Annotated in this window: 11 protein-coding genes; all 11 read right to left on the bottom strand. The window is 33.4% G+C overall.

Features of this window, described 5'->3' with window-relative positions; genetic code table 11:
* Positions 1-22 precede the first annotated feature (22 nt).
* Entirely contained in the window at positions 23-712 is a 690-nt protein-coding gene (aqpZ, locus tag C1S72_RS05625) for an aquaporin Z (RefSeq protein ID WP_104734663.1), read from the bottom strand.
* A gap of 181 nt (positions 713-893) precedes the next feature.
* Positions 894-1,661, bottom strand: coding sequence for a DUF2490 domain-containing protein (locus C1S72_RS05620; RefSeq protein ID WP_104734662.1), 768 nt, complete (start codon positions 1,659-1,661; stop codon positions 894-896).
* A 28-nt stretch (positions 1,662-1,689) separates the two neighbouring features.
* Complete coding sequence (locus C1S72_RS05615) at positions 1,690-2,724, bottom strand: HAD family hydrolase (protein ID WP_104734661.1); 1,035 nt, start codon at positions 2,722-2,724, stop codon at positions 1,690-1,692.
* 72 nt (positions 2,725-2,796) lie between these two features.
* Complete coding sequence (locus C1S72_RS05610; protein WP_104734660.1) at positions 2,797-4,320, bottom strand: arylsulfatase; 1,524 nt, start codon at positions 4,318-4,320, stop codon at positions 2,797-2,799.
* Positions 4,321-4,413: 93 nt separating this feature from the next.
* Complete coding sequence (locus C1S72_RS05605) at positions 4,414-5,394, bottom strand: helix-turn-helix domain-containing protein (protein ID WP_104734659.1); 981 nt, start codon at positions 5,392-5,394, stop codon at positions 4,414-4,416.
* A 109-nt stretch (positions 5,395-5,503) separates the two neighbouring features.
* On the bottom strand, positions 5,504-7,063 hold the full coding sequence (locus C1S72_RS05600; RefSeq protein WP_104734658.1) for an arylsulfatase: 1,560 nt from the start codon (positions 7,061-7,063) through the stop codon (positions 5,504-5,506).
* Positions 7,064-7,110: 47 nt separating this feature from the next.
* A complete protein-coding gene (locus C1S72_RS05595; protein ID WP_104734657.1) occupies positions 7,111-8,217 on the bottom strand; it encodes a DUF6515 family protein in 1,107 nt (368 codons plus the stop codon).
* Positions 8,218-8,248: 31 nt separating this feature from the next.
* Positions 8,249-8,977, bottom strand: coding sequence for a DUF2092 domain-containing protein (locus C1S72_RS05590; RefSeq protein WP_162919935.1), 729 nt, complete (start codon positions 8,975-8,977; stop codon positions 8,249-8,251).
* A 198-nt stretch (positions 8,978-9,175) separates the two neighbouring features.
* Positions 9,176-10,450, bottom strand: a complete 1,275-nt coding sequence (gene rodA, locus C1S72_RS05585) for a rod shape-determining protein RodA (RefSeq protein WP_104734655.1) — start codon at positions 10,448-10,450, stop codon at positions 9,176-9,178.
* On the bottom strand, positions 10,434-12,380 hold the full coding sequence (locus tag C1S72_RS05580; RefSeq protein WP_104734654.1) for a peptidoglycan D,D-transpeptidase FtsI family protein: 1,947 nt from the start codon (positions 12,378-12,380) through the stop codon (positions 10,434-10,436). Before C1S72_RS05580 ends, rodA begins: the two co-directional genes overlap by 17 nt.
* Positions 12,380-12,733: a rod shape-determining protein MreD gene (locus tag C1S72_RS05575; protein WP_317045755.1), complete on the bottom strand. Its 354-nt coding sequence runs from the start codon at positions 12,731-12,733 to the stop codon at positions 12,380-12,382. The genes C1S72_RS05580 and C1S72_RS05575 overlap by 1 nt, the downstream gene beginning before the upstream one ends.
* Positions 12,734-12,798 lie beyond the last annotated feature (65 nt).

Here is a 12,798-nt window from a genome sequence, read left to right as displayed (position 1 = left end):
TTTATTTTGAGATATGTAAGCTTTAATCCTTATCAGGAGCCAAATATTTATAAACAATACCTGCTAAAATAGCGCCAATAATAGGAGCTACCCAAAACAACCATAGTTGACCTGTAGCCCAATCGCCAACAAACAAGGCCTGACTAGTACTTCTTGCAGGATTAACCGATGTGTTTGTTACAGGAATACTGATTAGGTGAATTAAAGTAAGTGCTAAGCCAATTGCAATACCACCAATTCCAGGCGATGCATTTTTATGAGTAGCACCTAAAATTATTATTAAAAACATAAATGTCATAACAATTTCTGTAACCAAAGCCGAAGTCATGCTATAACCCATAGGAGAATGCTCGCCGTAACCATTAGCGGCAAAACCATCAGATAGGCTAAATGTATCAATACCACTTGCTATAGCATACAAAATAGCTGCTCCGGCAAGTCCGCCGAGAACTTGGGAAATAATATAGCCTGGTAGCTCTTTCCCCTCAAAGCGACCTCCAACCCATAACCCTATTGAAACAGCAGGATTAAAATGAGCGCCTGAAATATGTCCAACGGCGTAGGCTCCCGTTAAAACCGTTAAACCAAATGCAGCGGCAACACCTGCAAATCCAATTCCTAATTCAGGAATTCCAGCAGCTAATACAGCGCTGCCACATCCACCAAGCACAAGCCAAAGTGTGCCAATAAATTCAGCAATAAGTTTTTTCATAATTTTTAGTTTAATTAGTTAAAGAATTTAGATACCAATATTGTACTAATGTTACTTAAAATTAGGGGTTTTATTTTTATTAAGCAACTAAAAATGAGAGGTATATGTGTGTAATGGTTTACATGTGTATTCTTGGAGTATTTTTAGCATCTATTTTTTTGCCTCCACCTATTACAAAGAGTTAATCTAGTTTACGATTTTTAATATTTCCATTAAAAAGACGAAGTCTCAAAATAAAATCGCTAGAAGTATTATTAGTAGCTGTATTGTTTTTTGTTTCGTTAAAAATAAAGTACAATTCAAATTTCCAATCGTTTTTAAACTTATAACCAATACCAGGCTCTAGACGTATTAAGTCATTGTATCTATCTGATTTAATAAGATTTAAAAACACTTCTGCTTTTAATGGTATATAAAAACCATCTACAAAGTCAGTAATATGTTTTTTATAATTAAGAATAGTAGAAAGTCTATACCGTAATCGAAATCCTGAAGTCCAACCAGAATTACTAAAATTATTTTGAAATCGTTCTTCTAATCTCACATAATTACCAAAAGTAATGGCTTTAACTGTAGGGATATTAAACTTAAATCCCTGAAATAATCGAAATTCTAAATTATCATTAAAATCATAGTTTTGTGTGTAAATTAAGCCTGCACCAAGGTGAAACGATTGTATAATTGGTTTTTCCAAATTAAGAAATTTCAAGCTCTTTTTGTGAGGAATATTTAAGGTGGAAACTACTACAAATCGATTAAAAACATCAGGAAATATTTTTCTGTAACCCACTTGTGTTTGCAAAACCAAATCGGTTTTTACAGCATTATAGAAATTATAATCCAGCCATATTTGGCTGTTTACTTTAATGTCTTGGTTTACTAAGCTGTCTTGCGCATGTAATCTTGTACTAACAAAAAAAATAAAAACAATGTAAAACAAAAATTTCATGAAAAAATGAGGGCAATTGCTCTTGGTATCATTCTACTTGAAATGGATAAATTACTTTCCAGTCGTTTTTCATATCAATAATTGTCCAGCCTTTTTCTGTTGCTTCGTCAAGTCCTTTGTCTAACTTACCAATATGAGAATCTCTATCATAAGCCCATTCACGATCAGCATCGGTATGATGAAGATATAATTGAAATGATTTATACGAATTTGAATCTGTCCACTGTAGCATTTGTAAATCACCATCAGAATTACCTGAAGCAAAAACCGGTTTTTTACCAATAATTTTTTGAATATTAAGAGGTTTTCCCTCTTTATCATCTATAAAGTCCAGTTCTGGTAAACGTTTAATTATTGGGTTTCCATTATTGTAATCATATTCTGTTTTTACGCGACTTCCAATAATTTGCTCGGTAGGTATTCCATAAACTTCTGTAACAAAAGCACGCATAAAATCTACACCACCACCAGAAACAATATATGTTTTAAAGTTGTTAGCTCTTAAATACTCCAGCAATTCGAGCATAGGTTGATAAACTAATTCATTATACCCCACATTTTTGCTGGGATGTTTTGCTGTTTTAACCCAATCTTTCACAGCGGAATCAAATTCCGCGACAGTAACGCCTGCATGTGTAGCCATTATAATTTCAACAATACCTTTCATTCCTATATCCATTAATGATTTCATATCATTTTCTAAAATGGCTTTGTAAGGTTGCTGTTCTTTCCATTCAGGATGATCTGAAGCCATAGCTTTAATTCTGTCTATAGCAAAGAATAATTGAAAATAAGCAGGTTGTTCACTCCAAAGGTTACCATCATTATCAAAAGTGGCTATACGGTCTCCAATAGGGATAAAGTTTTGGCTATTAGAATTCGTAACATCTTCAACATAATCGACAATGGCTTCTTTGGTTGCTCCTTCATTCCACGAAGGTAGTGGGTCTGATTCTGTTATAGTTTCTTCAACTATTACTTCATTCACTACTGAATTTTCATTTTTGCATCCAAATGTAATTAGTGATATGGTTAAAATGCCAAGTAGAATTTTTGAATTCATAATATATTAATTTGTATAAAAATAAAAAAACCGAATGAGACCATTCGGTTTTTTATAAAAACTTATTCTATATTAATTTCTTTGTGCTCTATTCATGGCATCCATAACTTGATCTAAACTAAAACTACCTACAGGCTGTCTTTGAGGATATTCTTTAAATGTTGCTAAAAATTTAGCTACATATGCTTGAGCAGGCACCAAAGCAAACATGCGATCTGCTGACCAATGTCTATAATCTTCTGAATCATGTGGAGCTCTTTCGTAAGGATCACCATATAAATCAATGAGCATTGGAAATCTTAAGGTTGTATATTCTTTTTGCCAAACATTCCATCCATGATTTTCTTGTATTTTGAAATGGATTTTCCATCGTTTGTATCTAAAAGCATTTAAAGATCCATCATCATCGAAATAAAAGATTTCTTCTCTTGCTCCATCTTCAGATTGCCCGGTTAACAATGGTAATTGATTGTAACCATCTAAATGAACTTTAAATGTTCTTCCGTTTGCTGAATGACCATTAAGTAATTTTTCCTTAACATTTGGCTCTCCAGCTGCAGCTAGAAAGGTAGGTAACCAATCTTCACCAGAAAAAATAGCATTACTTACTTGTCCAGGTTTAATTTTGTTAGGCCATTTTACCAAACAAGGCGCTCTAAATCCACCTTCCCATGTTGTGGCTTTTTCACCTCTAAAAGGTGTCATACCACCATCTGGCCAAAATACGATTTCAGCTCCGTTGTCTGTTCCAAAAATTATAATCGTGTTTTCTTCAATGCCTAAATCTTTAACTGCTTTAGTAAGTTCCCCAACAATTTTATCGAGTTTTACCATACCATCTGCATATATTCCTAACCCAGTTTGGCCTTCATCTTCTTCATTTAAATGTGTCCATACGTGAGTTAAAGTAGAATTATACCATGTAAAAAATGGTTTACCATCATCAACTGATTTTTTCATGAATGCTATTGCAGCATCTTTCGTCTCATAATCGACTGTTTCCATACGCTTTCTGGTCAACGGTCCTGTATCTTCAATTCTACCATCAGCATAGGAATGAATTACGCCTCTTGGGCCATATTTTTTCTTAAATTCTGGATCTTTTGGGTAATCTGGATGTTCAGGTTCTTCTTCAGCATTTAAATGATATAAATTGCCGAAAAATTCGTCAAAACCATGATTGGTTGGTAAGTGCTCATCACGATCTCCTAAATGGTTTTTACCAAATTGCCCAGTAGAATAACCATGATTTTTAAGTAGTTCAGCTATAGTTGGATCTTTTTCACTTAAACCTTCTTTAGCTCCTGGAAGTCCAACCTTTGTTAGACCAGTACGATAAGGTGATTGACCTGTTATAAAAGCAGCTCTACCTGCTGTACACGATTGTTGTGAGTAGTAATCGGTAAACATAATACCATCTTTACCAATTTGGTCTATATTAGGTGTTTTGTAACCCATAATACCTCTGTTGTAAATACTGGTATTAGACCAACCAATGTCATCTCCCCATATTACGAGGATATTAGGTTTTTCAGATTGGGCTAACGAAATTAAGGGCAATGCAAGCATTGCCATAATTATTGTAAACTTTTTCATTATAAAAAATTGAATTAGTGAATGTTAAAGTTGTAAACTTACTAAAAATATGACCTTTTAGTAATAATCATTTTACGACAAATAATGCAATTTTTATGTCAAAGACCTATAGACTTCGGGAGTTTTTCCAGTCCATTTTTTGAAACTCCTAATGAAATTTTGACTATTAGAATAATTTAAATTTTCTGAAATTTCTTTAATAGTTAAGGATTGAGATTGTAATAATTCAATGCTTCGTTGTTGTAAGAATTTTTGCTTTATTATAGAAAAACTCGACATTTCCTTGTTAAGATTTCGTTCTAATGTACGCCTAGAAACATCGAACATTAAAGCTATTTCATCCATGTTTGGAATATTACCTGATTTAAAACTTCTCAAAAGCATTTCAACTTTAAAAGACTCTGGATTTTTGGATTTAATAATAGTTTCAAGTGGAGCATTGTCAAGAACATTAGGGATTCTTTTGTTTAATAAATCGGTATTAAACAATATCCAGCTTTTATCTTGGTTTAGCTTTAATTTATAATAGCCTCGTGGTAAGATAGGCTCAATTGAATATGCAGATTTGCCTGTAATGCCAATTTCAACAGGAACAAAACTTGATCCGCCAACAATAGTAAAGGCGTCCAGAATTCGCATAATATCAATTTCTTCACAGATTAGTTTTCCTTGGCTTGGTCTTTCAATTATTTTTACTGAAAATCTAGAAAATGGACCCATTATATCAAGCCTAGCTTCATAATTAGATCGGATGTGTTTTTGATATTTAACTACTTCTGTGAGAAACGTGAGAAAGCTTGGGCTTTGGAAAATATGCTGACTGTATTTTCCCATTTTCGTAGATTTAAAATGATGATTTAAATCGTTGGCTAAACTCTTAATCCCTAAGTCTTTTTTTATATTAACTAAAATGTCTTCTAGAAGTTTGTTCGGAATATAGCTATTGGGGTCAAATAAGTTTAATTTTTTTAAAAAAGGATGTTTTAAATATTGAGAAGTGTTGATGCCATCATATTCAAGACCTTCAATTAATGAAGGTAAATATCCGTTTAGTGTGATATCAATTTTTTTCAATGTTATCTAAATATCGATGTATTTAAATATAACTAATAAAAAATAAACTATCATTAAAAGTCCAATTTAAAGAAAAAGGCAGACATTATCGTCTGCCTTTTATTATAATTTAATTACTTTTTGTAACCATGGCTTCAATTTGTTTTTCAACTTTACCTAAACTCCAGTCACCTGCGGTTTGACTAGGTGGGTATTCTTTAAATGTAGAAAGGAAATTAAAAGCATAACTTTGAATAGCTATTAAAATATAGGCGCGATCAATATACCAGTCGTAATACGTATTAGATCCTTGATAAGCTTTTTCAAATGGGTCACGACGTAAATTAGTTAATAATGGAGCTCTTAATTCTACAAATGGCTCCAGCCAAATTTGTAATTGTCGTGCTCTATTTTCTAAAAATGTAGCCTTCCAATCGCCATATCTTAAGGCAGCAATAGAACCACCATCATTAACATATATAAAACCTTCTCTTGGAGATTCTTTCACTTTTCCTGTTAAATAGTCTAACTGATTATAACCATCAATATGATTTTTATATGATCGACCATTTAATGTAGTTCCTTTTTTTAATTGATCCTTTACGTTTGGATTTCCAGCAATGGCAGCAAACGTTGGTAACCAATCTTCATGGGCTACAATACCGTTTAATGTAACATTAGCTGGGAATTGACCTGGCCATCTTACAAAAGCTGGTACGCGATAAGCACCTTCCCAATTAGAATTTTTTTCACCGTGGAATGGTGTTGTACCGGCATCAGGCCATGTGTTATAATGTGGGCCATTATCTGTTGAATACATCACAAGAGTGTTGTCAGTTATTCCTAACTCATCTAAAAAGTCAAGAAGTTGACCAACATGCATGTCATGTTCAATCATACCATCTGTATACTCATCATTTCCTGGATGACGTCTATCTTTTTTAACGTGTGTTCTAAAATGCATACGTGTTCCATTCCACCAAACAAAAAATGGCTCTCCAGAATCTACTGTTCTTTTTATAAAATCTTTAGTAGCAGCAACACTTTCATCATCTATAGTTTCCATACGTTTTTTAGTCAATGGGCCTGTATCCTCTATACGCTGACCGCCTTTACCATCAGACCAACTATGAATAACTCCACGAGGACCAAATTTTTCTTTAAATGTTTGACCATTTTTTAAAACCATGTCTCCTGGATAGTCAAAATTTTCAGGTTCTTCTTCTGCATTAAGATGATACAGATTCCCAAAGAATTCATCAAACCCATGCATGGTTGGTAAATGCTCATCTAAATCCCCTTGGTGGTTTTTTCCAAACTGTCCAGTTTTATACCCTTGACTTTTTAAAACAGTAGCCATGGTAACATCTGTTTTTTGCCAACCTTCTTTGGCACCAGGCATACCAACTTTAGTCATTCCTGAACGCACCGGAACACTACCACTAATAAATGCTGCTCGTCCTGCTGTACAAGATTGCTGTGCATAATAATCTGTAAAGCCAACACCTTCTTTGGCAATTCGGTCGATATTAGGAGTCATGTATCCCATCATCCCACGATTATTGTGACTAATGTTCCATGTACCGATATCGTCTCCCCAAATTACCAGAATATTGGGTTTTTTATTGTTTTGAGAAATAGCAAGTATTGGAATTAATACGAGCAATAAAATAATGTTTAATTTTTTCATATAGTTTTTGTTTAACAATTAATAGCTTAATTAAATTTTAGGTTTAGTTATTCTTTTTTTACTTCCACAATTTCATACATATCCTTACCGTCAACTTGAATGGGTTGGTAATAGGTATCTCCAAATTGCACATAAGTTACATCGCCTATTTTTACTTCTTCTCCACCTTCAGGTAAGCCTGGAACAATGGTTCCAGCCGTTGCAGGTACTACAATGTAACCATCTTTGTTTTGTTCATAGAAAGCTCCGCCATAGTAATAATTTGTGGTGTTATTGACTTCAACTTTTTCAGCTTCATCTGGTAAGTCTGGTACTTCTGCACCAACAGGAGCTTGAACTGCCACGAAACCATCTTCAGTTTTAAGATAATAATTGCCATTTTCGTAGTGATATTCTTCATCATCGTCGTCATCATTATCGTTAACAATACTTACAATAATTGCTGTTGTTGCCAAAGAGGTTACAAAATATCCCCATGGATGATAATAAGGACCCCAATAAAAAGGTACGAAAGGATGATAGAAATATGGTCTATGACAATAATAGCGATAGCCACCATAAGCATAAGGTGGTCTCGTATATCGTCTAGGACTAGGTCTGACATAAGTGTTTCTTCTATTGACATTTACAGTCCGACTATTATCTATGTTAATGTTTCTTCTATTGCCACTGTTAATATTATTACCTCTATTTCCACTTCTGTCTTTAACATTTGAGGTTTTGCGATTACGCGTGTCTAATTTTGGAGCAGACTTGTCACGTGCAGATCTATCGCCAGTAGTTGACCGATCTCGTGCCGTGTTATTTGTTGCCCTATTAGTACTTCTATTAGGCGTTTTATTTTTGGAAAAATCTCGACTTTTGTTTTTGGTATGCCCTCCATTAATTGATCTTGAAGGCGTTCTGTTTGAGGTCGATGGTCGTGTAGTTGCCTTGTTTCTACTTGAACTTCTATTTGGAGCAGCCCTATTAGTTGAAGGCCTGCTTGTAGGTCTTGACATAGAATGACCTCCGCCTCTTGACATGGTTCGTCCACCACCTCTTGATGCTCCATGTCCCATGCGTTGAGCCATTATTTCAGATGGTAATATAAGTGCTATAAATAGTAAAACAGTGGCTAATATGTATTTGAAATTTATGTTTTCTTTTGTCATGATGTAAAATTTTGAATGGTAAACAACTACGTTACGATTTTTTAAGAATACTAATTAATCTTGCTCTTGGAGGCGGTAAAAAATCAAATGCTGCATCTGGAATATCGGGATTTAGATTCCAACTTTTAAAAGTTGATTCGTATTGTAAATTCGATTTGTTTTTATAAATCATGACAAAATGTTTTGGTAGAAGATAGGTTTTATTAGATATCCATAACTGAACATTTAAATCGCTATTCGTCGCCATAATATGATAACATTCTTCATTATCAATAGTTTTTCTTCCTAAAAACTTAATGGAATCAAATTGTTCCATCATATCATCTGTAAAATTGGGATAGAAAAAATCTGCTGCTGGAAATTGAAAATCATAATTAACATGCATTTCATCAATCATTTCTAGAGTAGTTTCAGGAGCTTCGAGTGAAACATAATTGTTTTCATCAAAGTTGTAAAATGATAAATAACTACCATCATACCAAAAACCTTTTGTCCCATTAGTACCTTCAATTTTCACTCTTAATTTATTAGGTCCAGAAAAAGAAATGGTACTCGTAGAATATTGCTTTTCAATATTGTTGTTGCTATCAAATTGATCTGTTGAATTATCTAATTCAAATGTTACAGATTGCAAATCTCCTATAACATCGGCCATTTTATCTAAAATAAAAATTGCTGTAGAATCGTGATCTTTGTTGATTTGCGAAAACGAATTAACTGAAAATATTAAAAAAAATAATAATGAAAGATGTGTTTTCATGATTTTTGGTTGTTTAGTTTTAAATGGAAAAACCATAATTATATATGGCTAATAAAAGTAAGAAAAAATCCTGTAAATGAAACAATTATCAAATGAAATCACGGAAGATTAATATTATCTTAATATTATGGTTTAAAATAAATATGAGATAATATCGTCTCAATAATATTTACGAAGTAAAAAAATAATTAAAAATGATTACCACTCGTTAATCTTGTTGGAATCAAGTTTGATAAAAATAAAGAGCAAAATTGTAAAGCCCCAAAGTCCGGAGCCACCATAGCTAAAAAAGGGCAGTGGGATTCCAATGGTTGGAATTAATCCCATAACCATCCCAATATTAATCAAAAAATGAAAGAAAAATATAGAGGCTACACCATAGCCATAAACCCGACTGAATTGCGACTTTTGAAGTTCGGCGAGTCTTAATATACGTAATAAGAGTAGCACAAAAACAATAACTACCAGCGCACTACCCAGAAACCCCCATTCTTCACCAACTGTGCTAAAAATATAATCAGTGTGCTGTTCTGGGACAAATTTACCAGTTGTTCGAGTGCCTTCTAAAAACCCCTTTCCATTAAATCCACCCGAGCTAATAGCTTTTTCAGATTCGTAGAGATTATACAAAATATCACGACGCATTTGTTCAATTTTATCAGGATCTTTTTCTAATCGAAGCCATAAGCTTATCCTATCCTGCTGATGTGGTTGCAGTATGTTTTGGTAGAAAAAATTAACACCAAACGTTAAAATAATAGCTGCTATAAGCATAGCTATTGGCTGAATTATTGAAGGTTTCTTTTTTCTTAATAAATGAAATCCAAAAACAATAATACTTGTTGCGGCTATTGTAATTAAGGGACCAAACTTTAATGCTGCAACAGATATTAAACCGAGTATAACAATAATCCATAAATAGATTTTAGGTAATCCTTCACGATATAATACAAAGAAAAATGAGCCGTAAACTAGCGTACTCCCTGCATCATTTTGAAGCAATACTAAAATAGCAGGAAGAGCAATAATGATAAAAAGCCTAATTTGATCTTTAAAAGATTTAATATCTGTATTCATATCGCTAATGTATTTAGCGACAGCAAGTGCTGTTGCTGCTTTGGCAAACTCGCTAGGCTGAATGGTCATACCTCCAATACCATACCATGATGTAGCGCCATTTACATTTTTACCGAACAAAAACAGTCCCACTAAAGAGAGAATTCCAATCAAATAAATAATACTTGAAAAACGTTCATAAAATTTAGCTTCAATGGATAGTAGTACAATTATTAATAAGAAAGTAAGTAGAATGAAGACAAGTTGTTTGCCATAAGGTTGAGAAAAGTCAAAATAGTCAATGGTTTCACCAATGTGAGAAGCTGAAAGGATATTCATCCAGCCAAAACCAACTAATAGTAAAAAGAGAAGAATGGTTATCCAGTCAAATTTAAAATATCTATCTGTTTGTCTCATTCGCTGGAATTACTATTGATTGATTTTGGGTTTCGGTCTCCTTTGGCAAATCAATTACTTGATATTGCGATTGTGCATTTATTTTGAAAGGGCCACCAGAATACGGTTTTGCATATTCATTTTCAAGACTATGAGTTAAAATCCAATGCTCTAAATCTTTTCTAGTGATTTCATCCTTCAAATATTTTTCAATCATTAAACTGGCAATTCTACCAGCAAAACGTGCTCCAAAATAACCATTCTCAACAAAAACAGCCAAAGCAATTTTTGGGTTGTCTTTTGGTGCAAACGCAATAAAAATAGAATGATCTGTCAATTGTGTTCTAGTCCCATCAATTATTGTGAAGTTTTCGGCTGTTCCTGTTTTGCCACAAATTTCAATTCCTGGGACTTGTAAAAAATGCGCTGTACCTTTGTTATACACATCAAACAAGCCTTGGACAACTGGTTCGAAATGCCTTTCGTCAATACTCGTTTGGTGTTTAGTGGTAAAATTGTTGTCTATTTCTTGACCTTCAATATCTTTGATTATATGTGGTGTGTAATAATAACCACGATTGGCAATTGCTGCAGTCATATTAGCCAAATGGATTGGAGTAACTTGTACTTCACCTTGTCCAATTGCGTTTGAAATAATCGTAGTAGCTCCCCAGTTGAAATCTGGATACCACTTATCATAATAGGCGCCATCAGGAATATTTCCTTTTTTTCCTATTGGTAAATCGGTTCCTAAATATTGGCCTAAGCCAAAGCTTTTTATGTGACCACTCCAAATGTCCATAGAATGACTGGCATTATCATATTTATCAATAGTTTTTCTAAAGGCGTTAGCAAAATAGGAGTTACATGATTTGGCAATACCCAAATTTAAACTGCGTCTACCACCACCACAATGGCAACCCATTGTGCCGCGTCGGCCATATCTGTAAACGCCTGAACAGCTTATTGAAGTTTCAGTATTTATAACACCTTCCTGTAATGCTGTCAATGCCACTAATGATTTGAATGGTGAGCCAGGTTCATGTACTCGTAATAAACTTTTATCAATCAATGGTAAATTGATGGAGTCGTTGTAGAGTTTTGTATAATTTCGTGAACGTTTTCTTCCAACTAATAAATTAGGGTTATATGAAGGTGCCGAAACTAGCGCTAGGATTTCACCTGAATTTGGTTCGATAGCTACAATTCCGCCGCGTTTATTTTGCATCAACAACTCACCGTATTCTTGTAATTTTGTGTCGATTGTAATTGTAATGTCTTTACCCTGCTTTGGTAAGGTGTCAAATTTACCTTCTTTATATGGACCAATATCTCTATTAAATCGGTCTTTTTGAATAAATTTGATACCTTTAATACCTCTTAACTCTTCTTCATAAGAAAGTTCTACACCTTGCTTCCCAATTAAATCGCCCATTTTATAATAAGGAGATTTTTCTATTTGAGTTGGTGTGACCTCGGCAATAAAACCTAGTACATTGGCACCAACTGTAGTCTGGTAATCACGCAACAATCTTTTTTGAATATAAAAACCTTCATATTTACGCATCTTTTCCTGTAAAACGGCATAATCTTCTTTTGATAAATGAGGAATAAAGACATAAGGTAATCTTGGAGAATAATTATAGGCTTTATTATAAGTCTTGATAAACTGTTCTTTTGTGATTTTTAACAAAGCACAAAACTCTGTTGTGTCCAATGGTTTTACTTCTCTTGGTATAACCATAACATCATAAGAGGGCTGATTACCAACTAAAAGTTTGCCATTTCTATCGTAAACAAATCCTCGTTTTGGATAATCATATACCTTTCTAATGGCATTATCTTCATATAGATTTTGAGTGTTAAATGTATAGACTTGAAGATAGAATAATCGCCCTAAAAAAGTAAAGCCGACTAAAATGATGATGATAAATAATAAAAATTGGCGCATTATGTTTTTCTACTGAAAATTATAGATGTTACGACACACAGTAAAATAGTGAATATTCCAGAGAATAACGTTTTTTTGAGTATTAAAAGTATTTCAGAAAGGTTAAAAATTTCAAATAAAAATAGAATGAGATGGTGTATTAGGACCATGATTATGAAATAGAAAATTTTTGCTCCAAAATCTACATTCTTGAATTTAATGGTTTGGTGTTCATAAACAGATCCAAAACAAAATTTTAAAACAACTGGTCTAATAAAAGCAATGGTCACTGATGCAGCAGCATGAACACCTCCAGAATCCGAAAAAACATCTATGGTAAGTCCTAAAAGAAAACTCAAAAACAAAAATACCATACGGTTATTATTCACCTGAAACAGACAAATAAATATAACATACAGATAAGGGTTAATACTGCCCA

This window comes from Hanstruepera ponticola (assembly GCF_002940745.1).
Taxonomy (GTDB): Bacteria; Bacteroidota; Bacteroidia; order Flavobacteriales; family Flavobacteriaceae; genus Hanstruepera; species Hanstruepera ponticola.
This window is presented reverse-complemented; position numbering and strand designations above follow the sequence as displayed.

Coding starts and splice junctions, on each gene's coding strand:
- aqpZ (WP_104734663.1), bottom strand. CDS start 712: ATGAAAAAACTTATTGCTGAATTTATTGGCACACTTTGGCTTGTGCTT.
- C1S72_RS05620 (WP_104734662.1), bottom strand. CDS start 1,661: ATGAAATTTTTGTTTTACATTGTTTTTATTTTTTTTGTTAGTACAAGA.
- C1S72_RS05615 (WP_104734661.1), bottom strand. CDS start 2,724: ATGAATTCAAAAATTCTACTTGGCATTTTAACCATATCACTAATTACA.
- C1S72_RS05610 (WP_104734660.1), bottom strand. CDS start 4,320: ATGAAAAAGTTTACAATAATTATGGCAATGCTTGCATTGCCCTTAATT.
- C1S72_RS05600 (WP_104734658.1), bottom strand. CDS start 7,063: ATGAAAAAATTAAACATTATTTTATTGCTCGTATTAATTCCAATACTT.
- C1S72_RS05595 (WP_104734657.1), bottom strand. CDS start 8,217: ATGACAAAAGAAAACATAAATTTCAAATACATATTAGCCACTGTTTTA.
- C1S72_RS05590 (WP_162919935.1), bottom strand. CDS start 8,977: ATGAAAACACATCTTTCATTATTATTTTTTTTAATATTTTCAGTTAAT.
- rodA (WP_104734655.1), bottom strand. CDS start 10,450: ATGAGACAAACAGATAGATATTTTAAATTTGACTGGATAACCATTCTT.
- C1S72_RS05580 (WP_104734654.1), bottom strand. CDS start 12,380: ATGCGCCAATTTTTATTATTTATCATCATCATTTTAGTCGGCTTTACT.
- C1S72_RS05575 (WP_317045755.1), bottom strand. CDS start 12,733: ATGGTATTTTTGTTTTTGAGTTTTCTTTTAGGACTTACCATAGATGTT.